Consider the following 24,762-nt stretch of genomic DNA (forward strand, 5'->3'; position numbering starts at 1 on the left):
CCTACGGCGCGAAGCGGCCGCAGAGCCAGTTGCCCGGCTCGGCGGGGTCGTCGCTGATCCAGAACTGCCGCCACAGCAGCGCGAACTCCTCGCGGCTGAGGTAGCCGTCCCCGTTCGGGTCGAGCAGCGGGAAGACACCCGTCATGTCGACGGGTTCCCCGTTCCACGTCTCGACGAGCCGCCGGTGCTCCTCCGGGGAGATCCGGCCGTCGCCGTCGGTGTCGATCGCGTCGAAGACGACGCCGGCCGTCGCGGTCACGTCCTCGGCCATGCCGGGCAGCAGGTCCACGAGCACCAGCACCTCCGCCAGGTCGACGCTGCCGTCCCCGTTGGCGTCCCCCGCTTCCAGCAGCGCCCCCCACCAGCTCATCAGCAGCGTCTCCACCCGCCCGCGCAGCTCCGTTCCCGGCCCCACGCCCGGCAGCCGGCTCCACCGGGCGGTCAGCGCCCGGAAGTCGTCCTCCCGCAGGTAACCGTCACCGTCCGCGTCGAAGGCGTCGAACATCCCCTTGAGCTTCCGCTCCTGAAACACGCTGGCCACATGTCCTCCCCTGGGTACCGGCATCCGCTGGGCGCCGGGCGGGAGCCCGTACGCCGCAGGGGCGAGCATTTACACCTCGCGGGCGTGACGCACCTGGGAGGTGCTGGGCACATGCGCGCGAGGCGTCACCCTCGCGGTGGTGGAGCCCCGCCCCTGGCGCTCCTCGCCCGCCGCGGGCCGGAACGGGTCAGCGGTGTCCCCCGCGCCGGCGGCGGGTGTCAGTCCCGGTAGCCGTTCTCGGCGAGAATCGCGTCGATGCGGGTGCGGTGGGCCTCTTCCCAGGCATCGAGGGATTCACCGGCCTCCTTGGCCAGCTTCGCCCGCGCGGCCGACAGCACCTCGTCCCGGCGCGGGGAGGGGACGACGACCACGCCTTCCTCGTCGGCGACCACGACGTCCCCGGCGTTCACCCGCACGCCGCCGCAGCGGACTTCGACGTTGAGCGGCGACACGGCGGCCTTGATCCCGGGGATCGGGATGACGCCCCTCGCGAAGACGGGGAAGCCCCGCTCCCGCACCTCGCCGAGGTCGCGGATCACGCCGTCGACGACGAGGGCCGCGATGCCGCGCCGATGAGCGACGGCGCAGACGTTGCCCCCGGCCACCGCGTAGTCGCTGTCGCCCGCCTCCACGACCAGGACCGCGCCCCGCGGGGCGCGGTGGATGGCGGCATGGAGCATGAGGTTGTCGCCCGGCGGGCACCGCACGGTGAACGCCGGGCCGGCGACGCGCGGCACGGGCGTCCACAGCGGGCGGATGCCGGCGTCCATGACCTGCCCGCGGTCGAGGACGTCCGCAAGGGTGGTCGGGGGCAGGTCCTGAAAGTCCGTGGCCGCGTCCACTGCGCTCCTCCGTTCGGGTCCGCTCCCCCGGTCCAGGGGCGGCGTCGTCCTGCGATCATGCCGGACGCGGCGGTCGGCACGAGCACGGCAGACCCGATGGGCACGCCCCCCGCGCACCCCGGTGGACCGGCCGGCGTCAGGTCACCGGCTGCTCGTCCGGCGCGAACAGGGTGTTCAGCCCTTCCGCGAGCAGCGGGTGGGTGAAGATCGCGTTCGCCAGTGCCGTGTACGGCAGGTTGCCGAGCATGGCGACCTGGATGATCGACATGATCTCGCCGCCTTCGGCGCCGAGGACCGCGGCACCGAGGATCCGGCCGGTGTCCGCGTCGATGACGGCCTTCATGAAGCCGCGGGTCTCGCCCGTCTCGATGGCGCGGACGACGGCGCTCATGGGCAGCTTGGCGACGCGCACCGTGCGGTTCTGCTCGGCGGCCTGCCGCTCGGACATGCCGACCCGGCCGAACTGCGGGTCGATGAACACGGTGTACGGCACGGTCCGGCCGCGGATGCTCGCCTTCTGGCGGCCGAGCAACGTGGCGTGCAGGACCCGGTAGTCGTCGTAGGAGAGGTGGGTGAACGCCGGGCCGCCCTTGACGTCACCCATGGCGTAGACGCCGGGGACGGACGTCTCCAGGTGCTCGTCGACCTCGATGAAGCCCCGGTCGTCCAGCCGGATGCCGGCCGCCTCCGGGGCGAGCGCCTCGGTGTTGGGGATGCGGCCGATCGCCGCGAGCACATGGGAGCCCTCGACCTGCCGCTCGCCGTCGGGCATGGAGACGGTCAGCCGGAGCCCGCCGCCGTCCGTCCGCTCGACGCGTTCGGCCACGGCCGACGTCAGGACGGTGATCCCCTCGTCGCGGAGGAGTGCGGCGACCGCCTCGGAGACGTCCTCGTCCTCGGGCATGAGCAGGCGGGGCCGGCTCTGGACGATCGTGACCTCGCTGCCGAACCTGCGGAACATCTGGCCGAACTCCAGGCCGATGTAGCCACCGCCGAGAATGATCAGGTGCTCGGGGAGCTCCCCGAGTTCCATGATCGACGTCGAGTCCAGCAGGTCGACGTCCCGCGCGCCGCCGATCTCCGGCGGCCTGGGCCTGGTGCCGGTGTCGACGACGATCACCTCGGCGGTCAGCGTGCGAGTGCCCCCGTCCCTGAGTGCGATCTCGACGGTCCTGGGCCCGGTGAAGCGGGCCTCCCCCTCGATCAGGTCGAGTCCGTCCTGGTCGAGGCGCCCGGCGTAGTTCTGGCGGGCGCCCGCGACCATCGCCCGCTTGCGCTCGCGCACGGCCGCGAGGTCGACCGACACCGGGCCGATCCGCAGGCCGTACTCCCCCGCGCGTCGCGCCTGGTATGCCAGGCGCGCGCTCGCGACCATGGTCTTGGTCGGGGTGCACCCGCTGTTCACGCACACGCCGCCGACGGCGCCGCGCTCCACGAGCGCGACGCGTTTGCCGGCCTTCGCGAGGTCGACCGGCAGGAACCTCCCGCCCTGGCTCGTGCCGATCACGATCACGTCGTAGCTCTCGTCCGCCATGCACGGGATCGTAACCCTGCGCACTGACACGCGCACCGAGCGTCACAGCCGGCGCGGGGCGGCCGGGGCGGGCCCCGGGGCCAAGGGTTTCTCCCTCGCCCCGGGGCACGAACGTTCCCGCGCGCTAGAGGTTCTGGGCGTGCAGGACGTGGTGCCCGGCGGTCACGCCGTCGACGTAGACGTACTGGCCGTCGGAGGTGGCCTTCGCGCTGCCGGCGGCCGCGGAGCCGTCCCAGACCAGGCGCCCGTCGAGCCGGACGCTCACCTTCCTGCCCTGCGTCGGGACGGCGAGCCGGCCCGAGGTGCCGGCCGGCGCGGTGGCCTGGAGCTGGAAGCCCTGGGCGAGCGCCCGCCAGGAGACGGCGATGTCGCCGTGCGGCGTCGGCACACTGCCCTGCGCCCAGGTCAGGCCCGCGGGGTGCGGCACGACCGCGTACGCCGCGAAACCCGCTCCCGTCGGCGCCACGCCCAGCACCTGGCCGGTGAGGGTCACCGTCGGGCCGGACGCCCAGCCGTGGGCGAGGCTGGTGAACTGGCCGATGCCGGGGTCACCGGCGGCGTCGGCCTTCTCCCACCAGGTGCTGCCCGGGTCCTTGGACAGCATGTAACCCCAGAAGGAGCGCATCAGCTGGAGCCCGCTCGCCTGGGTGCCGCCCGACGGGTCGGGTACCGCCAGGCGCGCGCTCGCCTCGAATCCGCTGGGCAGCGGCTCGTACATCGGCCCGATCGCGGACTTCGGCGCGCTCGGCGACACGGTCAGCGCGCCGTGGGTGCTCCAGCTGTTCGCGTGCAGGTAGTCCATGGCCCGCTGCGCCTGGCCGGCGTCGGCGACGCCGGTGAGCACGGCGGTGGCGTTGGCGTCCTGCGGATAGACGTCCGGGGTCTCGCGGGACAGCCGGTAGGCGCCGGTCGCGCCGTCCCACAGCTGGTCGTTGACGGCCTTCTTCAGGGCCGTGGACCGGGCGGCGTACGTGGCCGCGTCGCCGGCCAGACCGCGGGCACCGGCCAGCTCGGCCATCTCGTCGAGGTTCCGGGCGTAGAGCGCGTTGACGTACGTCTCGTGGCCGCAGTCGCTGTAGCCGTAGTGGCCGCAGGAGCCGGCCGCGCCGAAGGCGATCAGGCCCTGCGGGTCCTGGCCGCGCACCGATTCGAGCCAGGTCATCGCCTTGGTCAGCGACGGCCACCACCGGTCCAGGTAAGCGCGGTCGCCGGTGTACAGCCAGTGCTGGTAGTGGTTGTACACGAACCAGGTGACGTACTCGCCGTAGGTGCGGATCTCGTCCTCGTTGTGCTGGCCGACCAGGCTCTCGGCGGGCACGTAGCCGTCGGAGAGCTGCTGCGCGGAGAGCGAGGACAGCGAGTTGTCGACGGCGGCGAGGTCGTCCGTGCTCAGGTAGGTCACGGGGGCCTGGACGGCGAGGTCGCCCTGCCACACGATGCGGTCGCGCTTCGCGCCGTCGAAGATGACCTCCTGGCCGGGGTCGGCGTACGGCACCTGCGCGTCGGAGTGGTCCGGTTCGCCCGCCGCATAGGGCCAGCTCTTGGCCGTGCCGGACATCCAGGTGTCCATCTGCACGGTGTAGGCGCCCGCGTACCAGATCTTGTTGAGCTCGTTGTCACTCGACAGGAACCAGCCCTTGTAGTCGGCGGGGTTCGCCTGCTTCGGGGCCGCGTCGAAGGCGAGGGAGACGCCGTCGACGTCCACCCACCCGGGGCCGTCCAGGAAGAGCGTCGCGTAGCGGAAGCCGCCGCGCAGCTGGGCGTCCGTCACGGTGGCGGGCAGCTTCGAGGGGTCGAGGGACAGGGTGTGGCTGTCGGCGTCGTAGCCGTAGGTGACGCCCGGGTAGCCGGTCCAGATGTTGGCGGTGTCGCATCCGGGCGCGTAGGCGGCCTCGCCGTTGTTGGCCTGCGGGGTGAGGGCGGCGAACTGCCGGGACTCGCTGAAGCACACGTGCAGGGTGGGTGGCGTCGTCGAGGCCCCGGCGAGGTGGACGCGTATCCGGCCGCCCACCTCCTTGCCGAAGTCGAAGGTGAGCAGCGGCGACTGCGTGCGGTCCCCCTTGCTCACCAGGCGCACCGGCCGGCCACCCAGGGCACCCTCGGGGTCGCCCTGGACGGCGCCGCCGCGCGGGTCGGCGGAGAGCACCGAGACGGGTGCGACGTCGTGGCCGGCGGGCGCGAGCACGTACGGCCGCCAGTCACCGGGGCGGGGCTGGTATCCGCTGTCCGACCAGGGGCTCGACGCGGGCGTGCCGGGAGCCGCCGCCAGCGCGGCCGGCGACGCCAGTCCCACCGGCACGATCGTGGCGAGTACCGCGCCGGCCGCGGAGGCCAGGGCGACGGTGCGTCTGCGAGGTCCGGACGAAGTCCTCAACGGCGTCATCGTCCTCGACGTCCCCGTCGTCCCCAACGCTCTCAACGGCCTCAACGTCGTCAACTCCCTTGTCGGGTCCCGTCGGACGGACGGCGCGGCGGCACCAGCCCCTCGGACGGGTCCCGGTGGACGAGGGATTGGTACGTTTCAATCGCTGCTGCGGCGAGGCTAGCCAGGGCCAGGGATTGAATCAACGTTTCAACCAGGATCGTTCGAACAGACCGTCATATCGGCCGGATTGGCGGTGTCTTCGCTGCTCAGAAAGGATGTGGCCCCAGAGGTGCGGCAGTTGGCCTCGCCGCGCCGGCGCCGGCCGCGCGTCCGGCCGGGGTCTCGCCGGGCTCGGACGAGGCACGGCAGAGGGGCGCGCCGGGCTGCCCTTCCCACAACGTTTCAGGCGAACGGGCCGTGCAGGGCGGCCCATTGCAGGAGCATGACGGTCTTGCCGTCGGCGATGCGTCCGTCCCGGACCATGGCCATGGCCTCGGTGAAGGGCAGTTCGAGGACCTCGATGTCCTCCCCCTCCTCTTCCAGCCCGCCGCCGCTTCCGATGCGGTCGGCCGCGGTGTAGGGGGCGGCGTAGAAGTGCAGCCGTTCGGTGACGGAGCCGGGGCTCATGTAGGCGTCCAGGACGTGGGTGAGCGGGCCGAGTGCGACGCCGAGTTCCTCGGCGCTCTCGCGCCGGACGGCGGCGCGCGGGTCGTCGCCGTCGAGCAGCCCGGCGGCGGCCTCGATCAGCATCCCGTCGGGGTGGTCGTTGACGTAGGCCGGGTAGCGGAACTGGCGGGTGAGCAGCACGCAGCCGCGCGCCGTGTCGTACGGCAGGACGACGGCGCCGTTGCCGCGGTCGTACGTCTCGCGTTGCTGGGTGGCCCAACGGCCGTCGCGCCGCCGGTAGTCGAAGGTGGTGCGGCGCAGCACGTGCCAGCCGTGCGAGGTCAGCTCCACGTCGCGGACCACGACGTCCGGGTTGCGGTCGAGATCGCGCCCGGCCCGGTCGAGGCCGGTGCGGCCGCGGTGGTCGGGGGTGTCGACGCCGGGTCGGGCGGTGGTGTGCGGGGTGGTGTCGGTCATGGCGCGCTACGATACATGCAGAAACGTGCAAGAACGCGAAGGAGTACGCATGCTGGCCGCCGAACGGCGCGATCACCTGCTGGACATGCTCGCCCGCCAGGGCAAGATCGTCGCCAAGGACGTCGCCGCCGAACTGGGCATCTCCGAGGACAGCGTGCGCCGCGACCTGCGCGAACTCGCCGCCGAGGGGTTGTGCCAGCGGGTCTACGGCGGGGCGCTCCCCGCCTCCCCCGCGGTCGCCGACTACGCGGCCCGGCAGAGCGTCACGCCGGACGGCAAGCGCAGGGTCGCGGCCGTGGCGGCCGGCCTCGTGCGACCTGGCAGTGCCCTGATCCTCGACGGCGGCACCACGGCGCTCGCCACCGCCCGCGCCCTTCCGCCGGACCTCGACTGCACGGTGATCACCCACAGCCCCACCGTCGCCGTCGCGCTCGTCGAGCACCCTCGGGCCGAGGTCATCCTGCTGGGCGGGCGTCTCTTCAAGCACTCGGCGGTCACCTGCGGGGCGGCCGCGGTCGAGGCCGCGCAGGCCGTCTCGGCCGACCTGTGCCTGCTCGGCGTCGCCGGCGTCCATCCCGACGCGGGGCTGACGACGGGCGACGCGGAGGAGGCCGCGATGAAGCGGGCGCTGGCCGCGCGGTCCGCGGAGACCTACGTCCTGGCCTCGTCGGAGAAGATCGGCACCGCCTCCCGGTTCCGCGTGCTGCCCTGGGAGGAGATCACCGGCCTCGTCACGGACGCCGGCCCCGGGCACCCCGTCGTCCGGGCCGTCACGTCCCGCGGCGTGCAGGTGCTCCAGGCGGGCTGACGGCCCCACCGCGCCGGACGGACTCGGCGCGGCACGTGTCGCGCGCGATCCGGATCCCGCGCCTCACGACGGGCGCGCCGAACGGGGGCCGGTGCCTGATCAACGGGTTTGCTACGGTTCGCCGATGGCCCTGCGTCACGCGGTGATGGCCGCGCTACTGGAGGGCGAGGCCTCCGGGTACGACCTCGCCAAGGGATTCGACGCGTCGATCGCGAACTTCTGGATGGCCGCGCCCCAGCAGCTGTACCGGGAGCTCGACCGGATGGAGGCCGACGGGCTCGTCAGAGCCCGCGTCGTGGAGCAGGAACGGCGGCCCAACAAGCGGCTGTTCTCCCTGACGGAGGCCGGCCGGGAGGCGGTGCGCGCGTACGTCGCGGAACCGCCCGGCAGGCCGACCGCGATCCGGGACGAACTGCTCGTCAAGGTCCAGTGCGCCGACGTCGGCGACACCGGCGCGGTGCGTTCGGCGATCGCCGAGCGCGTGCGGTGGGCCGAGGCGAAGGTGGCGCGCTACGAGCGGCTCCGGGCACGGCTGCTGGACGGGCGCACCGAGGACGCGTACCTCGCGGAGGCCGACCGGATCGGGCCGTACCTGACGCTCCTGCGCGGCATCTCCTTCGAGCAGGAGACCGTCCGCTGGGGCGGCGTCGCGCTGCGCGCGCTGGAACGCCGCGAGGCCGCGGCCGCCGGACGGTAGTGCGGACGCTCCGGCGGAGGCGTCAGCGGCTCACGACGTGACGCCTTCCGCCGCCTCCCTGGCGATCCGGGGGAACTCGGCGCCCATGGCCTCGGAGAGCGCCTGGGCCGCGGACAGCGGCCGGACCATCACGGTGAAGTCGTCGATCCTGCCGTCCTCCGCGAAGTGCAGGAAGTCGCAGCCCTGGATCCGGAGGTCGCCCACCCGGGCGGTGAAGACGAGGGCGTGGTCGCGGCCGCCCGTGTCGGCGATCTCGCGGACGTAGGTGAAGTCCTCGAAGACGCGCAGCACCCCGCGCAGGATCGCCGCCGTGATCGCCTTGCCCGCGTACGGCTTGTGGGCCACGGGGCTGGTGAACACGACGTCGTCGGCGAGCAGCGCCTCGACGGCGGAGGCGTCGCGGTTCTCGACCGCCTGACGGAACGGGTGCATGTCCTCGGGCCTCTCGCGATACTCAACAAATTGACTAGGTAGGTCGGAGGGTAGACGAGGGCCGGTGAGGTGTCGAGGTCCGGCGCGGCGGGTGAGAACGGGCGACCGGGTACGTGCTCGCCCGGCCGGCCGGGCGCCCGGCCGCGCCGCGCCGGAGCCGTACCCCTGACCTGGGATGCTGGCCGACATGAGCGAGTTTCGGTCCGCGGGTGTCGTCGGTCTCGGGCGCATGGGCCTGGCCCTGGCCACGGGGTTCGGGCAGGCACTCCCGCCCGGGCGGGTCGTCGGGGCCGGCCGGTCCGCGGACAGCGTCGCGCGGTTCCGGGAGGCCGTGCCGGGTGCGGCCGTCGCGCCGCTCGCGGAGCTGCCCGGGCGGACGAACCTGATCGTGCTGTGCACGCGGAACGTCGATCTGCCCGGTGTCCTGGGCGAGTTGGGGCCCGGCCTCACCGACCGGCACGTCGTGGTCACGATCGACAACGGGCTGCTCCTGCGGGCACTGGCCGAGGCCGTCCCGGGGCCGGTGGCCAAGCTGATCCCGAGCGCCGGCAACCAGGTCGGTGCCGGGGCGACGCTCCTCGTCCCGGGCCCACGCCTCACCGCCGGGGCGACGGCCGACCTGCTCGACCTGCTGCGGTCCTTCTCGAACCCGTTCGTGATCGACGAGGAGCAGGGACGTGCGGCGACCGACCTCGCGTCGTGCGGGCCGGCGCTGCTGGCCGGAGCGGCGAGGGCGATGCTCGATGCCCAGCAGGAGCGCGCGGCGCCGCTCGCGCGGGCCCTCGCGGAACAGCTCGTGGCGCAGAGCCTGCACGCCGTGAGCCGGCTGATGGGCGACGGCGCGGACCTGGACGAGATCGTGCGCCGCGTCGCCGTTCCCGGCGGCAACACGGCGGCCGGCCTCCAGGCCGCGCAGGGCGACCTGGTCGCCGCGTGGCGCGCCGCGTTCGCGGCGACGGCGGAGAACGAGCGCTCCAGGCCGGTCCCGCGGCTCGCGGCCCGCGGGGAGTGACGGCGGGTCCGTGCCGACGACCGGTCGCGTCGCACCACATCCCCCCGTCGCGTCACGTCGGGCGACCGGGCGCGGGGGCCGCGTCCCGGGGCGGGGCGAGACCGGCTCAGGCGCCGCCGCGCCCTTCGTCCCGCACGTGCGCACGGGCGTGGGCCTCGGCGAACTCCCAGACCACCGGCAGCAGTTCCGCGGGGGTCTCGACGTGGGGCATCTGGCCGGTGCCGGGCAGCAGCCGGAACTCCGCGTCCGGGACGGCCCGGCCGTAGTCGGCGTCCACGACGCGGTCGCTCTCGCCCCACGCCACGAGAGTCGGCTCGCCACCTTGGCGAGGCGGTCGGCAAGCATGGGGTCGCCCATCGCGGCAGGCCCCGAATACACCCGCAGCGCCGCCCGGTTGCCGGCGGGCACGGCCGTCTGTGCGTCGGTGAGCGTGCTCGGGTCGAAGGACGGCCAGGACCCTCACCGAGGCCGCGGTCCGGGCGATCGGCCGACCCGGAGACCGCCACCTGGAAAATCGCTGCCCCCCTCCGCCCCATACCGTCGCTACCGTGATCGCGATTCCACTGGAATTACCAATGGTACGATTGATTCGATACCAACGGAACCACATCAGGGAGTGGCCATGATCATCGTGACCGGAGGCACCGGGCAGCTCGGGCGCCTGGTGGTGGAGGCGCTGCTGGCGCGGATGCCCGCCGCCGGTGTCGGCGTCAGCGTGCGCGATCCGCGGAAGGCCGAGGACCTGGCGGCCCGGGGCGTGCGGGTGCGGCGCGGGGACTTCACCGACCCCGCGGGACTGGCGCACGCCTTCGAGGGCGCGGCCCAGGTCCTCGTCGTGTCCGTCGACGCGTTCGGGAACGAGGGGGTCAGGGCGCACCGTGCGGCGATCGGGGCCGCCGTCGCGGCCGGCGCGCGGCGTGTCCTCTACACCAGCCACATGGGCGCGAGCCCGGCCTCACGGTTCCAGGCGTGCCGCGACCACGCGGCGACCGAGGAGGTGCTGCGCACCTGCGGCGTGCCCTACACCTCGCTGCGCAACGGCTTCTACGCGTCGAGCGCCCTGCACTTCCTGACCGACGGCGTCGTGTCGGGCCGCGTCGCACTGCCCGAGGACGGGCCGGTCAGCTGGACCGCGCACACCGACCTCGCCGACGCGGCGGCGGCGACCCTGGCCGACGAGGGCCGCTTCGACGGCCCCACGCCGCCGCTCACCGCGGGCGAGGCGCTCACCTTCGCCGACATCGCCACCGCCGCCTCCGCCCTCACGGGCCGCACGATCGAACGGATCACCACCCCGGACGACGCCTTCCGGGACCAGCTGACCTCCCACGGAGTCCCCGCCGGCACGGCCGACGCGCTGCTGAGCGTGTTCACCGCCAGCCGCGCCGGCGAGTTCGCCGCCGTCGATCCGACCCTGACCACCCTGATCGGCCGCCCCCCGCTCGCCCTCCCCGACCTGCTGCACCGCTCCCTGACCACGACCTGACCACGACCTGACCGCGACCTGAACTCACCGCGGTTCGTCCGCGAACCACTCCCCGATGCGGGGAACCGCGCAGACTTCCGGCGGGGCGCGGAGGGACGCGGGGTGGTCGAACAGGGGCGGATACGTCAGACGTCTGCGGGTGGGGGCGTCAGGCGGCGTGGATGCGAGCACTCTTTCGAGTCGTTCGCCCGGGTGGGGCGTGACCGGGACGAGGATCAGGGCGTTTCTCCGAGCAGACGTCCGATTTTCTGTCGAGGGGGAGGATCCGTGACCGCTGGACCGATGGTGCCGCCCAGGGGCGGGCGCTGTTCGAACGGGACGGGTGGGGGCGGGACGCCGGCGGCGTGCCCTGGCGGGCGGGTGGCCGCGGCGGGGGCGGGGTGCGGCCATGACCGCTGACGCCGTCGTACCGGCGCAGGGAGGGCGGGCCGCGGCGCCGCCGCCTCCCCCGCCGGCCGACTTCACGTTCCAAGGGCACTTCGGGAAGAACCCCCTGGGCGGGGTGTCGTTCCGGGCGCTGTGCGCGCGGCTGCCCTCGGTGCTGGGCGGCACGGCGCGGATGGCCTGGCGGACCGACCGCGCGGCCGTCGCGCTGCTGCTGGCCTGCCAGGTGCTGACCGGCCTGGCGTCGGGAGTGCAACTGACCGCCACCGCACGGGCGATGAGGCCGCTGGTCGGTACCGCGCCCGTCGCGGACCGGCTGCACGCCGCACTGCCCGCCCTGGTCGTCGTGGCGGCCGCGGCCGCCGCCGTCCGCGCCGCCTCGGCGCTGGCCGCCTACGCCGACGGCCGGATCACGCCGAAGCTCACCACGCAGGCGGACGTCGCGCTGGTCGAGGCGGTGTGCCGGGTGGAAGCAGGGGCCTGGAGCGAGGACGGGTTCAGCGACCGCCACGAGGCCGCCGAGGTGGGCGTCGTCCGCACGCAGATGATGGTCCAGGACGCGCGGACGTTCACCGCGGCCCTGATCCGCATGGCCGCCGCGGCCGGGGTGCTCACCGTCCTCAAGCCGCTGCTGCTGCCCCTGCTGCTCCTCGCCGTGCTGCCCGCCGGACTCGGCGCGGTGCTGACGGCGCGGGTGGACTACGCGACGCACTACGCCAACGTCGGCGACCGCAACGTGCGCGGCATGATGCGCTGGTGGTCCACCGAGCCGCGCTACGGCGACGAGGTCCGCGCGAACGGCATGACCGGCTACCTCGTGTACTGGTACACGGCGCTGTCCGAGCGGATCGACCGGCGCACCCTGGCGACCGCTCCCCGGAAGTTGCGCATCGACTTCGTCACGTCCCTGCTGGGCGGATTCTTCCTCGTCTGCACCTGGGCGACGCTGGGCTGGCTCGCGGTCACCGGCCGGGTCGAACTCGCCCTCGTCGCCACGGCGGTCGTCGCCGTCCAGACCGTCCTGGCCGCGCTCTCCCAGGTCGTGGTCAGCGCCGCCGCGCTGTTCCACTCCAGCCTGTACCTCGCCGACATGCGGAGCTTCCTCGACCTGGCCGCCGCACGCGCGCCGGTCCGCGGCATCCTCACCGTCGACGGACCGGTGGAGGAGATCCGCCTGGAGGACGTGGTGTTCCGCTATCCCGGCAAGACCGGCCCGGCCGTCGACGGCCTGTCGCTGACGCTGCGCCGCGGCGAGATCGTCGCGATCGTCGGCGAGAACGGCTCGGGGAAGTCCACGCTCTCCCGGCTGATCACCGGGATCTATCTCGCCGACGCGGGCCGTGTCACCTGGAACGGCGTCGACCTGGCCGCGGCCGACCCGGGCAGCGTGTGGCCGCGCTGCGGCCTCGTCCCGCAGATCTTCGCCCAATGGCCGCTGCGCGCAAGGGAGAACGTCACGCTCGGCCAGCCGCGGACCCACGACGACGCTCCGGTGTGGGAGGCGGTCGAGGCCGTCGGCATGCGGGACACGCTCGACGGGCTGCCGCTCGGGCTCGACACGCTGCTGGCCCGTGAGCTGTGGGGCGGTTCCGAGCTGTCGGGCGGCCAGTGGCAGCGACTGGCCTGCTCCCGCGCGCTGTACCGCAAGCCGGACCTGCTGATCCTGGACGAGCCGACGTCGCAGATGGACCCGCGCGGCGAACACCGGATCTTCGAGGGCCTCAAGGCGATCGCCGGCGATCGCATCACGCTGGTGGTCACGCACCAGTTGGAGAACACCCGGGTGGCGGACCGCATCATCGTGATGGACGGCGGCCGCATCACCGAGCAGGGCACGTTCGCCGAACTGGTCGCCGGGGACGGCCTGTTCGCCGAGCTGCTGGCCCTCTCCAAGGACCGCTGAGGACGACGTCCGGACCGAGACCGCCCGCGAGCGGGTCCCACTCCGACGGGGCGGGACCCGCGAGTCGCCGCGGCAGCGCCGGCTTCTCGGCGCGGCCGATGAGACCGGTGCGGCCGGTGCGGCCGGGCAGCCCGCGGCGGGCGCGATCCCCCGGACGCACACCCCCAGCGGGCGGGCGTTCCGGCCGTCCTGCCGTGGTGGCCCGTCACAGGTGCGGGAGCCGCCGGCCGGCCACGACGGCCACGACGGCATGCTCGCCGTGCCGGAGGTACCCTGCGGCGCGGCGGGCCGGCGGGGGTGGCAGATCCCCCGCCGGCCGGGCGGCTGACGCCGCGAGGGGAAAGGCCGGTGCCGGCGTCGCGCGGGCGAGCAGCGCGGCGGGAACGGCGAGCGACATGGCGAGCCGAGCGCCGAGACGGGCGACGGGCCAAGGTGTGAGGGCCACGCCAGAACGTTGCCGATCACCGGTGAGCGGCGGGTGATCACCCGGGGTGCGGCGGATGAAGCGCAGACGACCAGCAGGTCCCGGGGCCGCGACGTCACCGGACGGCACGTCAACTCAGCTATCTGCAGGCTACGTTGAGCCACATGCGACGACGACTTCCCGGGCTGCCGCGCCCCGCCGCACTGCTCGTGCTGCTGCTGGCCGTCACCGGGCTGACGGTGCCGGGCACGGGCCCCGCGGCGGCGGGCGGTGTGCCGCCGTCCGGCACCGCGCCGGCGATCGGCAGTGAACAGGCCCTGTTCCGTGCCGGGACCGGCGGATACGGCTGCTTCCGGATCCCGGCGCTCGTCCGGACGAAGGCGGGCTCGCTGCTGGCGTTCGCGGAGGCGCGCGAGGCGCCGTCCTGCGGGGACCGCGGCGACATCGACATCGTGGTGCGGCGCTCCGTCAACGACGGGCGGACCTGGGGTCCGGTCCGCGTCGTGCCCGCGGGGGACGTCGCGCCCCAGGCCGGCGGCACCGCGCAGGCCGGGGCGGCGGTGACGCGAGGCAACGCGGCGCCCGTCGTGGATCTGAGGAGCGGGCGGATCTCGCTGCTGTCGACCTCGAACCCGGCGAACTCGTCGTACCCGCGCATCCCCTGGGTGCAGGACAGCACCGACGACGGACTGACCTGGAGTGCCCCGCGGCGGATCGGCGCCGATCTGGGCGCGGGCACGGCGAGCGGCACCTGGTGGGCGACCGGGCCGGGCCACGGCATCCAGCTGACGGAGGGTCCGCACGCCGGGCGCCTGGTCGTGGGCGCCCACCAGGTCCAGGCGTCGACCGGGAAGTACTTCGGCGGCTACCTCTATCTCGACCCGCAGGCCGACGGTTCGGGCGAGTGGAAGGCGGCCGCGGCGACCGGCACGGCCTCACCGGAGCCGTCCGAGGTGGCCGTGGCGGAGCAGTCCGGCGGCGACGTCCGCCTGGTGGCCCGCGACGAGGCGAAGGGCCCGCGGCTGACCGCGGTCTCGACGACGCCCGCCGACGCCGCCACCCCGTCGGTGCCCGCGTTCGCCGCGGGCGGCGGCGCGCTCACCCCTCCCGGCGCGACCGACGTCCAGGCGTCCGTGCTGCGGCTGCACACGGCGGCCGCCGACGGTGTCGACGAGCTGCTGATGGCCGCGCCGGCGAACGCCGGCCGCAACGACATGACGCTGTGGTCGGCGTGCGGCGGATCCTGGCGCGGCACCGGCACGGCGGTCAGCGCGAGCCGCGGCGGGTACTCCGACCTGGCGCTGCTCCAGGACGGCGAGATCGGCCTGCTCTACGAGGGCGGCAGCACCTACTCGATGCAGGAGATCCGGTTCGACCGGTTCGCCGAGTCGGCGCTCGGCAGCCCCTGCGGTGCCGCCCCGCGCGCCGCGGGCAGCGTGCAGGTGCCGCCGCAGCCCGGGCCGACCACCCCGGACGCGTCCCCCGAGGCGTCCGACGCGTACCTGTACGGCGGTGCGGGGCTGGGCGACGGCAAGCTCGCGGGGGTGTGGGACAAGTCCCTGTCGCTGACCGGCACCGGCTACGCCGACGTGCCGTACTCCCGGTCCGTCGACCCGGCGGACGGGGACTTCACGTACGCGCTCTGGTTCCGGCACACGGCCACCCCGGCGACCGCCGACCGGGTGCTGTTCTGGGCGTACGGGTATGGCGCCGGCGTGCCCCAGGTGTGGCTGCGGGCCCGTCCCGGGCCGGACCACGACGACCTCTACGCGGGGGTGCAGGGCAGCGGCGGCTCCGCGTACGTGTCGGTGAAGGACGCCTCCGCGACGAGCACGGCGTTCGGTGACGGCCTGTGGCACCACGTGGCGCTGACCCGGGCCGGCGGCCGGATCACCCTCACCGTCGACGGCGGCCGCGGCGGCACCGGTACGGCCACGGGCGTGGCCGGCCCGGTCGCCGGGGCGTTGTCGCTGGGACCGTCCGGCATCCGCGTCGGGGCCAAGCCGGCCGCGTCCTCCACGGAGCCGTTCACCGGCGACGTCGACGAGCTCCGGCTGTACCGGACCGCCCTGTCCCCGGCGCAGATCGCGGGCCTCGCGACGGCCGCCGGATCGGCGGACCCGGTCACCGGCGCGGACGCCGGCCTGGTGCTGCGGCTGCCGTTCACCGTCGTCGACCAGGCCGGTGAACCGGTGCTGGAGGACGTCGCGGGCGTCGACGACGAGTCCGGCCACTGCGCCGACGCCTGGGTGCTCGGCGGCGCGGCGGCCCGCCGGGACGGTGCCGCCGGGGTCGGCGGCATCGGCCAGTCGCTGGCGGTGGACTCCGGGCACCCGGGCGTCGAGGCGCCCATGACGCCGTCGCTGGACCTCGGGGCCGGCGACTTCACGCTGTCGATGTGGTTCGCGTACTCGGCGTCGGCCGGCACCCCCGACCAGGCGCTGCTGTGGGCGTACGGGATGAACTCGGACCCGCAGATGTGGGTGCAGGCCCGCCCGTCGTCGGGGTCGATCAGCGCCTGGGTGCAGACCGACACCGGGCGGGTGTCGCCGACCGTCTCGGCGAGCGCCTTCGGGGACGGTCTGTGGCACCAGCTCGTGCTGCGGCGCAGCGGCGGGACGGTCACGCTCACCGTGCGCGGCGCGGCCGCCTCCGACCCCGTGTACACGGCGACCTCCACGGGCCTCACCGGCTCGTTGACGTCCGGCCGGGCGACGGGCGTGCGCGGGTTGCGGATCGGCTCGCGCATCGACGGCGCGAAGGTGATGGACGGGCGGGTCGACGAGTTCCGGCTGTACCCGAGCGCCCTGGACGACGCGGCCCTGGAGACCGTCCACGCGGGCGGCGGGCTCGGCGCGGACTCCGCCGCCACCGTGCGCTGGAGCTTCGACAGCAAGTACACGTACGCCGTCCCGGCGTCCCGGCCGGAGCCCGCCGCCACGGCCACCACGCCGGACGTCTCGGGCCGCTGCGACAACGGCTACCTGCTGGGCGGCGCCGGGATCGAGCCGGGCGCCAGGAACGGCGGCGGAGCGCTGCACCTCGACGGATCGGGAAGCGTGCTGGTGCCCCGCGGCGCCGATCTCGCCCTCCAGGCGGAGGCGGTGGCGGGTACCCCCGCCGACCCGGGTGAGTCGGCGGACTTCTCGGTCGCCGCCTGGTTCCGCTACAGCGCCGGCCCGGCCACCCCCGACCAGGTGCTGGTGTGGGGCTACGGTGCGGTGTCCGGCGCTCGGCAGCTGTGGCTGCGGGCCAGGCCGTCGGCCGACCAGTTGACGGCGACCGTGCAGACGGGCCAGCGTCAGGTGCAGGTCACCGCGCCGGACGGCTCGGCCGCGACGGCGTTCGGCGACGGCGCCTGGCACCAGGTGGTCCTGGCCCGGGCGGGCGACACTGTGACGCTGTACGTGGACAAGGCCGCGCTCGGCACGGTCACGCTCGGCCCCGGCGACCTGACCGCCACCGACGGGTTCGCCGCCGACGGGCTGCGGCTCGGGGCCAAACCGGACGGGACGGACCCCCTGACCGGCTACCTGGACGACGTGCAGGTGTTCCGGCAGGGGCTGGACGGGGCGGCCGTGGCGGCGTCGTACGACACCGGCGCGGTCCCGTACGGCCCGGCGCTGGTGATGTCGCTGCCGTTCGACATCAGGACCGACCAGAGCACACCGCGCATGTGATCCGCTGCCCGCCGGGCGGGACCGGCCGGGCCCGGCGTGGACGGGTCCGGCCGCGCCCGGAGGTTTCCCGGCGCGATGCTGGGCAGCAGTAGGGCGTCGGGCGCGACGGCCGCGTGGACGCCGCCGCGCCGGTACCGGGCACGTCCCCGGGGCGTGCCCTCGATCGGAGGCGCCATGGCTCCCACATCCGCTGCGCACCGTGCCCGCCCTGCGGCGGGCTGGAGTCACCTGCCCGACGAAGGACTGGAGATCCCCGGTGACGCGGCTCAGTTCCCCGGGCGGACGCCGCCCGCGGAGTCGGGCGTGACCGCCCTGGACGCGCCTGAGCGGAAGGCGCTCAGCCGCGGCTGGGCCTGGACCCCGATCGTGGTGATCATGCTCGTGGTCGCCGTCTTCCTGGCGGGCGCGATCGGCATGGCCGTCGAGATCCTGCTCTGAGCCGAAGACGGGGTTCCACCGAGCGGCGGGCGGATCGCAGCCCGGCGCGGGGCTGCGGCCCGTCTCACCCATGGCGCCGTCCGCCCGCGGGACGGGCAGGATGTTCCGGGCTGTCCTAGTACGGCCCGTTGACGTTGTCGATCGAACCGTACATGGCCGCCGCGTAGTTGCACGCGGCCACGATGTTCGCGACCGGGTCCATGATGTCGTTCGACGTGCCCGCCACGTGATACGTGTCGAACGTCGGCTGGATCACCTGGAGAAGTCCCTTGGAGGGCGTTCCCGCGGCGGCATTGGAATCCCAGTTGTTCACGGCGTTCGGGTCGCCGCTCGATTCCCGCATGATGTTGCGGTAAATGCCGTCGTAGGTCCCCGGAATGTTGTGCTGGGCCATGACGGAGAGCGCCTGCTTGATCCAGCCGTCGAGATTGTTGGCGTACGTCGTCGCCGCCGTGGCGGTCGGGGTCGCCGTGGGTGTCGCGGCCGGCGCGGGCGCGGCCGTGGCGGCCGGCTGCGCGGTGGCGGACGGGTGCGGGGCGGGTGCCGGAGCGGGCTTGTGCGTGGTCGTGGTCGCGGTGGTGCGGTGCCGCACGGGCTGCGGGGCAGCCTTCTTACGGCTCTGCTCCTGGCGGTGCCGAGCCTCTTCCTGCCGGCGGGACGCCTGGTCGTGGGCCCGCTGGAGCGCGAGGGTGGACTGGCGGGCGAGGTTCGCCACCGCGGCGTTCGCCGGCTGGGAGCCGGTGTACGAGGCGGTGCGAGCGGTGGTCCCGCTCGCCGCGGTCGCGGTGTGGGCGTCGTGGGAGGGGCCCCGCATCGCGGACACGGTCAGCGCTGCCGCGCCGGCGGTGACGACCGCGATCGCCGAGTTCCTGGTCTTTCGATGCGTACGAGGGCGTGCGTGTCTGGCCATGGCCGACCCGATTTCTTTCCGATTGCCTTACCCCGGGCACCGGTTGGGAGTGTGCGCCGTTTCGGCGGCGGCACCCGGCGGATCCGGGGGCATCGTTCTAACCGGCGCGAACTCGCCCTGACAAGGCGCGCACTACTAAGCACCGTCGTACAGGGAAAGGCAGCGCAATTCGCCGGGACCCGCCCGGCGTGCGTTCACGGGGAATTGGGCGCGGGCCCTTCCACTAAGCCGGACCGTAAGTGGCATGGGTCACATGGCGTGGGTCACGTATCCGGCCACCGGCCCGTGTGCCGAAATTCCCTCATTTACTTGCCCGTTCGGCGCTCACCATAGTTTTTGGCATGAAAACGGGCGAGCCGCCCACAGGGAGCGGCCCGCCCGTCGGCACACGAGGAGAGGGAACGGAGAGGAGGGAGGGAACGAGGCGCGGAACGGGCCTCCGCACGCAGGGGAGGCGGCGCGGCTACATGCGGGCCGCGGTGTCGCTGCGCAACTGCGGCAGCATCGCGTAGAGCACGTCGCCGGGACACTCGGTGCTGTTGAAGTCCCGGTGCCCGTAGATCTCGGTGGGACTCAGGCCGTACTGGTAGCAGATGTACGAGCAGAGGCTGACCAGGCTCGCGTAGAGGATCGACGGCGGGGCGACCGAGGTGTAGGTCCCGTTGTTCTCGATGCCGATGCCCTGGGTGTTCTGGCCGACCGTGTGCGCGCCGACGACCATGTTGCTGCCGGCCAGCAGCCGCTCCATGCTCCGGTGACGGCCCTCCATGATGATCCCGGACCGGCTGATGGTGAAGTGCTGGCCGGAGTCGATCCAGCCGTTGGTGTCCATGTGCAGGTCCTGGATCTCGTGCGCGATGGCGAACGAGCCGGACGTCCCGCTGTCGGCCGTGTTGGCGAACGCGGTGTGGTGCACGATGATCTTGTTCGGGTTGTTCCCGGCGAGGCTGACCGGTGAGGACGGGGGCCGGGCGTCCCAGGCGGTGCAGTCGAAGATGTTCGGCTCGGGCACGATGGCCTGGGCCGGCCCGGCTCCGATGATCACGGCTCCGGCGCCGAGGCCGACGGCGGCGGCCGAGGTCAGGAAGCGGCGGCGCGGCATGGCTGTGTTTTCGGCGTTCCGGGCGTTCCGGGCGTTCCGGGCGTTCTCGGGGTTCGGCACGTGTGCTCCCGTGTGGGGTGAGGGAGTGTCAACAACCGTCGCGGCGACTGGAGTTGAAACTTAGTGCCAACGAGGCACCAGGAACAGGGCGCGGATGAAACTTTTTGCCATGTCCTCAACAGCCGCGCCGCCGTGACGGCCCACCCTGCAAACGCCGTTGATCACCGGCGCCGGCCCGGCCAGGATGGGAGGCCGGCGAACGTGCGCGGCGGGAGGGCATGGGGTGGCGAGCGGGTGGGCGGTCGAACTGCTGCTGGGATGCATCGTCACGGCGGGCGCGTCGGTCCAGTTCCTGACGGGAATGGGGTTCGCCCTCGTCGCGGTGCCCGCGCTGGTGCTGGTGCTGGGCCCGGGGGACGGCGTCGGTCTCGCCAACTGCGCGTCCGGCGCGATCTGCCTGGCCGGCCTGGCCGGAGGCTGGCGGCAGGTGCGGCTGGGGGCGATGCTCCCGCTGATCTGCGCGGCCGCCTGCACGGTTCCGGCCGGCACCTGGGTGGCGTCGCGACTGCCCGCACCCGTACTGCTCAGCTGCATGGGCGGCCTGGTCACGGTGCTGGTCCTGTTCCTCATCAGCGGCGGCAGGGTGGAGGCGCTGCGCGGGGTGCCCGGCGCGCTGACCGCGGGCGCCGCCGGCGGGTTCATGAACTCCTCCGCCGGGGTCGGCGGCCCGCCGATCTCGATGTACGCGGTCAACGCGGGCTGGACCGTGCGCGAGTTCGTGCCGAACGCCCAGTTCTACGGGATCACGGTGAACGCGTTCTCGATCACCGCCAAGGGCCTGCCGCAGGTCGGCGGCGTGCTCTGGGAGCTGTCCGCGGTGGGGCTCGCGGTGGGCGGCGTGATCGGCAAGATCCTCGCGGCACGGGTCCCGGAGTCCGGGGCGAGGCGTCTGGTCCTGCTGCTCGCTCTGACCGGCGGGGTGACCACCCTGGCCAAGGGGCTGTGGGGGCTGTGACCGCGCGGCGGGGCGTTGCCCCGGCCATTTGGCTAGTGTTCTACTGAAACAGAACAATCCGTCCCCGGGCCCGAGAGGAAGCACGGCGTGATCGACTTCCATGTCGACCGGTCCAGCAGCGTCCCCGCGTACGCGCAACTGGTCCGCCAGGTGCGGGAGGCGATGCGGCTGGGCGTGCTGCACCCCGGGGACCGGCTGCCCACCGTGCGCAGCGTCGTAGCCGCCTGCACCGTCAACCCCAGCACCGTGCTGAAGGCCTACCGGGAACTGGAGCTGTCGGGGCTGGTCGAGGCCCGGCAGGGCGCGGGCACCTTCGTCTCCGGATCGCTCGGCGAGGCCGACCCGCACGTCATGGCCCGGCTGCGCGGCGGCCTGGGCCGCTGGCTGGCGCAGGCCCGCGAGGCGGGGCTGGAGGACGAGGACGTGCAGGCGCTGCTCGCCTCCGTGATCGCCGAGGACGCCGCACGCGGCGCCGGAGCCGCCGGGGGCGGTGCGCGAGCGGGGGGCACCGCGGGGTGAGCGGCGAGCGGATCGCCGTCGAGGCACGGGATGTGGGGCGGCGCTTCGGCAGGACGTGGGCCCTGCGCGACTGCACCTTCCGGCTCCCCGCCCAGCGCGTCGTCGCCGTGGTCGGTGCCAACGGGGCGGGCAAGTCCACGCTGATGAACATCGTCGGCGGCGTGCTGCCGGCCACCACGGGCTCGCTGCTGGTCGGCGGGCGGGAGACCGCGCCGGGGCGCCGCGGCGACGGCGACCCCGCCGCCCGGGTCGCGCTGGTCGCCCAGAGCAGGCCGCTGTACCGGGACTTCAGCGCGGCCGACATGCTGCGGTTCGGCCGGCACACCAACCGGCTGTGGGACGACGGGCGGGCGCGCTCCTGGCTGGCCCGTTTCGGCGTCCCGCTCGACCGGCGCTGCGGCCGGCTCTCCGCGGGCCACCGCGCCCAGGTCTCCCTGGCCCTGGCGCTCGGGGCACGACCCGCCGTACTGGTGCTGGACGAGCCGCTGGCAAGCCTGGATCCGGTGGCCCGCGCCGAGGTGGCCGGCGAGCTGCTGGCGGAGGCGGCCGACAGCGGGATGACGGTGATGCTCTCCAGCCACGTCGTCGCCGAGCTGTCCGGGGTCGGCGACCACCTGCTGATCCTGTCCGCGGGCCGGGCCGTCCTCAGTGGGGACGTCGACGTGCTGCTGGCCGGGCACGTGCGCCTGACCGGCCCCCGCGCGCCACAGCCGCCCGGGCCGGGAACGGTCGTCCATGCCCGGCACACCGCGCGGCAGTCCACGTTCACCGTCCGCCTCCCGGGGACGGACCCCCACACGCCCCTGGTCGCGCCCGGCTGGGCGACCCGCCCGCTGACCCTCGAGGAACTCGTCGTCACGTACGTGCGGGCCCCGCACGTGCCCGGGCCCCACCGTCCGGACGAACGGCCCGGGGCACCGGAGCGGGTCTAGCGGTCCTGTGCCGCCGTCCGGCCGCCCGGGTCCGGGGTGCCCGGTGGCTCCCGCCGCTCGCGGCCGTCCCGGGAACCGGCCGCCCCTCGGGGTTCAGGCGTCCGTCCCCTCCTCCCCCGGCCCGGGCGCATCGCGGGCGGCGGGAGACGGCCGCGCGCCGGGCGCCGCGGTGGCGCTCTCCCGGGCCTGCAGGGCGAGCCAGAGGTCCGTGCGGTCCTCGATGCGGTCCATGCGGCGGCCGGTGAGCCGGGCGATGCGCTGGATCCTGCTCTGCACGGTGTGCCGGTGCACCCCGAGCAGCTTGGCGGTCTCCGCCCAGGCGCCGTTCGTCTCCAGCCAGACCCTGAGGGTCTCGCCGAGACCGGCCGCCGGGTCCTGCGCGTCCAGGGGCGCCAGCACGGTGTCGGCGAACGCCGACAGCAGCGCGGGGCTGCCGAGCCGGAGCAGCAGCCGGACCGAGCCGGCCTCCGCGGTCGTCACCGGGCGGCCGAGTTCCCTGCTGGTGGGCAGCAGCGTGTGCGCCTGGCGCAGGGACAGCGCCGCGTGCTGCGGTGCGACCGCCGGCCCGATGCCGGCGGGGCGGCCGGGCGCGAACCGCCGCAGGATCTCCTCGACGTCCACCCCGTCGCCGACGACGAGTTCGACGCATCCGCCCGCGACCCGGGCCAGTCCGCCGGGCGCGGCCATCGCCAGGTCGGCGGCGAGCTCGTCGGGCTGCGCTTCCGCGTCGACCGCCAGCACCCTGATCGCGGCGCTGCGCACCCCGGCCGCCGCGAGCAGCGACCGGGCCCGGTCGGGCGCGAGTTCCGGCGCGAACAGCCGGGCGAGGAGGTGGGCGCGGCGGCGCCGCTGGGGCTCGTCGGCCAGGTGCCGGCGTCCAGCTCGACGGACAGCAGCGACACCAGCACGCTGCCGAGCAGCCGGGACTCGGCGTTGCCGGCGCCCAGCAGCAGCACGAACCCGCGCAGCCGGTTCGCGCCGAGCGGCTGCACCTGCACGCGGCCGGACGACAGGTCGCCGTCGGCGCTGCCGCGCAGCCCGCGCAGCGCCACCGCGTCGAGGATGCCGGCGGCCTCGGTGATCGCGGCCGCGCCGTCGGTGCCGGCGGCGCCGAGCAGCCGGCCGAGAGCGTCGCACACCACGACGGCGGTGCCGGTGGCCTGCTGCCAGGCGCGCAGCAGGGCGTCGAGGCCGTCGCCGGAGGCGGTGGCCGCGGTCAGCCGGCGCTGGGTGCGCAACGTCCGTTCCAGCAGACGCCGTTCCTCGGCGGCCCGGGCGCCGAACACCGCCTTGGTGACGGCCACGAACGGGGTCCGCTCGGGGGCGGTGAGCAGCGGCAGCCCGAGGTCGTCCGCGGCCCGGGCGAGCGCCGGCGGCACGTCCTGCAGCGGCAGCGGGCGCCCGAGTCCGAGGATGAGGGCGGCGGCTCCCCCGCCCGCGACGTCCGCCGCGTACTGCGCCCACGCGTCCGGGGCGTCCCGCGCGTCCTGGGTGTCCCGCGTGCCCGGCCTGTCGTGCTCGGCGAGCAGCAGGCCCGTCGTCATGACGACTTCGGCGCCCTCCAGCCACGCCGCCGGCCGCAGCATCTCCGACGCGTGCGCCGCCTCCACGACGTTGCCGAGCCCGTCCCGCCCGGCCGCCAGCTCCAGCCGCAGCGACGGGATCGCGAGGAGATCGCGCACGGTGAGAGGCATGCGCGCATGCTCCACCAATATCCCGGCGGTGTCGACGCGGTGACATCGGGACGAACGCCGCCCATCCCCTCGGATGGACCCTGCCCGCCGCGCACCACTGCGGGTACCGTGAACGGATGCCGCCCTCCGAGGACCTGGTGCGGGTCAGCCTGATCGACGCCGAGACCGGCGAGGTGTTCGCCCGGACCGAACTCGCGGCCGGGCAGCTGCCGGAGTCCTTCGCGCCGGCCACCCGGCTGGACCTGGACGGGGACAAGTGGGACGTCGTCCTGGCCGAACCGGCCACCGCCGCCGAGTACACCGCGTCCGGCAGTCTCGAACTGATCGTGCGCCGGATCAGGTTCGTCGATCCGCTGGAGATCAAGTACACGCTTCCGACGTTCTACGACCCCCTGCCGCCGACCGATCCGGCGGCCGGCGCGCACCGGGACGACCTGGTGATCCACGAGGACGACTGGCGGCAGATCGAGCTGGTCTCCGCGGACGTGCTCGCCGAGGCCGAGGCCGAACTGGCGGCGGTCGCGGAGATCCGCCGGCACCACTCGCGGGTCGTCGCCGACGGGGCCGCGTCGATGCGGGTGTTCGAGCGGATAAGAGTCCGGCAGGGGCCCGTCACCCCGCTGCCCGGCGGCCTGCCGCTGCGGCGGCTGCTGTCGCTGCTGCCGCCGCCCGACAGGCCGTACCGGGGGGTGCGGTGCCGGGACGCCCGGGAGCGGCTGGCCGGCTCGTTCGCCGTCGGCTTCGGGCATCTCGCCCTGTACGGGCGGGCGGACGGCGACCGGGCCGCGGAGCTGTGCCTCGCCCGCACCCCGCACGCGGGCCTGCCGCCCGCCGCCGCCGGGGAGTTGGCCGACGGCCTGGTCCGGGTGCTGCGCGCCTTCGACCTGCGGCTCGTCGACTGGTGCCAGGCCCGGCTCCTGGACGCCTCGGGCCTGCCCGCCTGGCTGTACGCGTCCTGAGC

The 24,762-nt window shown here is 74.4% G+C and carries 22 protein-coding genes; 11 read left to right on the top strand and 11 right to left on the bottom strand.

The genetic code is table 11. The annotated features are described in order from the left end of the window. Position 1: 1 nt before the first annotated feature. The 5 genes from BMW99_RS30425 to BMW99_RS30445 all read right to left on the bottom strand — a co-directional run bounded on the left by BMW99_RS30425 (position 2) and on the right by BMW99_RS30445 (position 6,365). The gene (locus tag BMW99_RS30425; RefSeq protein WP_069464168.1) at positions 2 to 541 is read right to left on the bottom strand and encodes an EF-hand domain-containing protein; all 540 of its coding nucleotides are present in this window, start codon (positions 539 to 541) and stop codon (positions 2 to 4) included. A gap of 218 nt (positions 542 to 759) precedes the next feature. Then, entirely contained in the window at positions 760 to 1,383 is a 624-nt protein-coding gene (locus BMW99_RS30430) for an RraA family protein (RefSeq protein ID WP_069464169.1), read from the bottom strand. A gap of 136 nt (positions 1,384 to 1,519) precedes the next feature. Then, a complete protein-coding gene (locus tag BMW99_RS30435; RefSeq protein ID WP_069464170.1) occupies positions 1,520 to 2,917 on the bottom strand; it encodes a mercuric reductase in 1,398 nt (465 codons plus the stop codon). A 124-nt stretch (positions 2,918 to 3,041) separates the two neighbouring features. Then, complete coding sequence (locus BMW99_RS30440) at positions 3,042 to 5,291, bottom strand: alpha-L-rhamnosidase-related protein (RefSeq protein ID WP_141726186.1); 2,250 nt, start codon at positions 5,289 to 5,291, stop codon at positions 3,042 to 3,044. A 393-nt stretch (positions 5,292 to 5,684) separates the two neighbouring features. After that, the gene (locus BMW99_RS30445; RefSeq protein WP_069464172.1) at positions 5,685 to 6,365 is read right to left on the bottom strand and encodes an NUDIX domain-containing protein; all 681 of its coding nucleotides are present in this window, start codon (positions 6,363 to 6,365) and stop codon (positions 5,685 to 5,687) included. A 49-nt stretch (positions 6,366 to 6,414) separates the two neighbouring features. Between BMW99_RS30445 and BMW99_RS30450 the strand changes: the two genes are divergently transcribed. Both BMW99_RS30450 and BMW99_RS30455 read left to right on the top strand, forming a co-directional pair. Further along, positions 6,415 to 7,173 carry a DeoR/GlpR family DNA-binding transcription regulator gene (locus BMW99_RS30450; RefSeq protein WP_069464173.1) on the top strand — a complete coding sequence of 253 codons (759 nt, stop codon included), beginning with the start codon at positions 6,415 to 6,417 and terminating at the stop codon, positions 7,171 to 7,173. Between the two features lie 124 nt (positions 7,174 to 7,297). Continuing rightward, the gene (locus BMW99_RS30455) at positions 7,298 to 7,870 is read left to right on the top strand and encodes a PadR family transcriptional regulator (protein ID WP_069464174.1); all 573 of its coding nucleotides are present in this window, start codon (positions 7,298 to 7,300) and stop codon (positions 7,868 to 7,870) included. 30 nt (positions 7,871 to 7,900) lie between these two features. Here the strand turns inward: BMW99_RS30455 and BMW99_RS30460 are convergent, their stop codons facing one another. Beyond that, positions 7,901 to 8,302: a nuclear transport factor 2 family protein gene (locus tag BMW99_RS30460; RefSeq protein ID WP_069464175.1), complete on the bottom strand. Its 402-nt coding sequence runs from the start codon at positions 8,300 to 8,302 to the stop codon at positions 7,901 to 7,903. Positions 8,303 to 8,489: 187 nt separating this feature from the next. Here BMW99_RS30460 and BMW99_RS30465 point away from each other — a divergent pair, with 187 nt between their 5' ends. Next, complete coding sequence (locus BMW99_RS30465; RefSeq protein ID WP_177226120.1) at positions 8,490 to 9,314, top strand: pyrroline-5-carboxylate reductase dimerization domain-containing protein; 825 nt, start codon at positions 8,490 to 8,492, stop codon at positions 9,312 to 9,314. 106 nt (positions 9,315 to 9,420) lie between these two features. Here BMW99_RS30465 and BMW99_RS42335 read toward each other — a convergent pair whose 3' ends face one another. Beyond that, complete coding sequence (locus BMW99_RS42335) at positions 9,421 to 9,618, bottom strand: hypothetical protein (RefSeq protein ID WP_075017939.1); 198 nt, start codon at positions 9,616 to 9,618, stop codon at positions 9,421 to 9,423. A 318-nt stretch (positions 9,619 to 9,936) separates the two neighbouring features. Here BMW99_RS42335 and BMW99_RS30475 point away from each other — a divergent pair, with 318 nt between their 5' ends. The 4 genes from BMW99_RS30475 to BMW99_RS40890 all read left to right on the top strand — a co-directional run bounded on the left by BMW99_RS30475 (position 9,937) and on the right by BMW99_RS40890 (position 17,629). After that, the gene (locus BMW99_RS30475) at positions 9,937 to 10,800 is read left to right on the top strand and encodes an NmrA family NAD(P)-binding protein (protein WP_075017940.1); all 864 of its coding nucleotides are present in this window, start codon (positions 9,937 to 9,939) and stop codon (positions 10,798 to 10,800) included. 388 nt (positions 10,801 to 11,188) lie between these two features. Further along, a complete protein-coding gene (locus tag BMW99_RS30480) occupies positions 11,189 to 13,087 on the top strand; it encodes an ATP-binding cassette domain-containing protein (RefSeq protein WP_075017941.1) in 1,899 nt (632 codons plus the stop codon). Positions 13,088 to 13,675: 588 nt separating this feature from the next. Continuing rightward, complete coding sequence (locus tag BMW99_RS30485) at positions 13,676 to 17,191, top strand: LamG-like jellyroll fold domain-containing protein (protein ID WP_107451746.1); 3,516 nt, start codon at positions 13,676 to 13,678, stop codon at positions 17,189 to 17,191. A gap of 174 nt (positions 17,192 to 17,365) precedes the next feature. Then, positions 17,366 to 17,629: a DUF6480 family protein gene (locus BMW99_RS40890; protein WP_141726460.1), complete on the top strand. Its 264-nt coding sequence runs from the start codon at positions 17,366 to 17,368 to the stop codon at positions 17,627 to 17,629. A gap of 115 nt (positions 17,630 to 17,744) precedes the next feature. Here BMW99_RS40890 and BMW99_RS30495 read toward each other — a convergent pair whose 3' ends face one another. Both BMW99_RS30495 and BMW99_RS30500 read right to left on the bottom strand, forming a co-directional pair. Further along, positions 17,745 to 18,539, bottom strand: coding sequence for a transglycosylase SLT domain-containing protein (locus BMW99_RS30495; protein WP_069466804.1), 795 nt, complete (start codon positions 18,537 to 18,539; stop codon positions 17,745 to 17,747). Between the two features lie 463 nt (positions 18,540 to 19,002). Further along, positions 19,003 to 19,641, bottom strand: coding sequence for a peptidoglycan recognition protein family protein (locus BMW99_RS30500; RefSeq protein ID WP_075017947.1), 639 nt, complete (start codon positions 19,639 to 19,641; stop codon positions 19,003 to 19,005). A gap of 244 nt (positions 19,642 to 19,885) precedes the next feature. On the opposite strand from BMW99_RS30500, the gene BMW99_RS30505 reads away from it, so the two are divergent. From BMW99_RS30505 to BMW99_RS30515, 3 genes are all read left to right on the top strand, one after another. Further along, positions 19,886 to 20,656 (top strand): TSUP family transporter, encoded by a 771-nt coding sequence (locus tag BMW99_RS30505; RefSeq protein WP_069466486.1) that lies wholly within the window; start codon positions 19,886 to 19,888, stop codon positions 20,654 to 20,656. Between the two features lie 87 nt (positions 20,657 to 20,743). Next, complete coding sequence (locus BMW99_RS30510; RefSeq protein WP_069466485.1) at positions 20,744 to 21,175, top strand: GntR family transcriptional regulator; 432 nt, start codon at positions 20,744 to 20,746, stop codon at positions 21,173 to 21,175. Next, positions 21,172 to 22,107 (top strand): ABC transporter ATP-binding protein, encoded by a 936-nt coding sequence (locus BMW99_RS30515; RefSeq protein WP_075017942.1) that lies wholly within the window; start codon positions 21,172 to 21,174, stop codon positions 22,105 to 22,107. The genes BMW99_RS30510 and BMW99_RS30515 overlap by 4 nt, the downstream gene beginning before the upstream one ends. A 93-nt stretch (positions 22,108 to 22,200) precedes the next feature. Here BMW99_RS30515 and BMW99_RS42340 read toward each other — a convergent pair whose 3' ends face one another. After that, positions 22,201 to 22,587 carry a PucR family transcriptional regulator gene (locus BMW99_RS42340; RefSeq protein ID WP_245791690.1) on the bottom strand — a complete coding sequence of 129 codons (387 nt, stop codon included), beginning with the start codon at positions 22,585 to 22,587 and terminating at the stop codon, positions 22,201 to 22,203. After that, positions 22,584 to 23,801, bottom strand: coding sequence for a PucR family transcriptional regulator ligand-binding domain-containing protein (locus BMW99_RS30520; RefSeq protein ID WP_245791691.1), 1,218 nt, complete (start codon positions 23,799 to 23,801; stop codon positions 22,584 to 22,586). The genes BMW99_RS42340 and BMW99_RS30520 overlap by 4 nt, the downstream gene beginning before the upstream one ends. 116 nt (positions 23,802 to 23,917) lie before the next feature. Here BMW99_RS30520 and BMW99_RS30525 point away from each other — a divergent pair, with 116 nt between their 5' ends. Beyond that, entirely contained in the window at positions 23,918 to 24,760 is an 843-nt protein-coding gene (locus tag BMW99_RS30525; RefSeq protein ID WP_069465967.1) for a hypothetical protein, read from the top strand. The last annotated feature ends 2 nt before the right edge of the window (positions 24,761 to 24,762 follow it).

Origin of the sequence: Actinacidiphila rubida, assembly GCF_900110255.1 — a bacterium.
Lineage (GTDB): Bacteria > Actinomycetota > Actinomycetes > Streptomycetales > Streptomycetaceae > Actinacidiphila > Actinacidiphila rubida.

Bases quoted from the DNA above. Each gene is read 5' to 3' on its own strand.
- BMW99_RS30435 (WP_069464170.1), bottom strand. From the start codon at position 2,917: ATGGCGGACGAGAGCTACGACGTGATCGTGATCGGCACGAGCCAGGGC.
- BMW99_RS30445 (WP_069464172.1), bottom strand. From the start codon at position 6,365: ATGACCGACACCACCCCGCACACCACCGCCCGACCCGGCGTCGACACC.
- BMW99_RS30450 (WP_069464173.1), top strand. From the start codon at position 6,415: ATGCTGGCCGCCGAACGGCGCGATCACCTGCTGGACATGCTCGCCCGC.
- BMW99_RS30455 (WP_069464174.1), top strand. From the start codon at position 7,298: ATGGCCCTGCGTCACGCGGTGATGGCCGCGCTACTGGAGGGCGAGGCC.
- BMW99_RS30460 (WP_069464175.1), bottom strand. From the start codon at position 8,302: ATGCACCCGTTCCGTCAGGCGGTCGAGAACCGCGACGCCTCCGCCGTC.
- BMW99_RS30465 (WP_177226120.1), top strand. From the start codon at position 8,490: ATGAGCGAGTTTCGGTCCGCGGGTGTCGTCGGTCTCGGGCGCATGGGC.
- BMW99_RS30475 (WP_075017940.1), top strand. From the start codon at position 9,937: ATGATCATCGTGACCGGAGGCACCGGGCAGCTCGGGCGCCTGGTGGTG.
- BMW99_RS30480 (WP_075017941.1), top strand. From the start codon at position 11,189: ATGACCGCTGACGCCGTCGTACCGGCGCAGGGAGGGCGGGCCGCGGCG.
- BMW99_RS30485 (WP_107451746.1), top strand. From the start codon at position 13,676: ATGCGACGACGACTTCCCGGGCTGCCGCGCCCCGCCGCACTGCTCGTG.
- BMW99_RS40890 (WP_141726460.1), top strand. From the start codon at position 17,366: ATGGCTCCCACATCCGCTGCGCACCGTGCCCGCCCTGCGGCGGGCTGG.
- BMW99_RS30495 (WP_069466804.1), bottom strand. From the start codon at position 18,539: ATGGCCAGACACGCACGCCCTCGTACGCATCGAAAGACCAGGAACTCG.
- BMW99_RS30500 (WP_075017947.1), bottom strand. From the start codon at position 19,641: ATGCCGCGCCGCCGCTTCCTGACCTCGGCCGCCGCCGTCGGCCTCGGC.
- BMW99_RS30505 (WP_069466486.1), top strand. From the start codon at position 19,886: ATGGGAGGCCGGCGAACGTGCGCGGCGGGAGGGCATGGGGTGGCGAGC.
- BMW99_RS30520 (WP_245791691.1), bottom strand. From the start codon at position 23,801: ATGCCTCTCACCGTGCGCGATCTCCTCGCGATCCCGTCGCTGCGGCTG.
- BMW99_RS30525 (WP_069465967.1), top strand. From the start codon at position 23,918: ATGCCGCCCTCCGAGGACCTGGTGCGGGTCAGCCTGATCGACGCCGAG.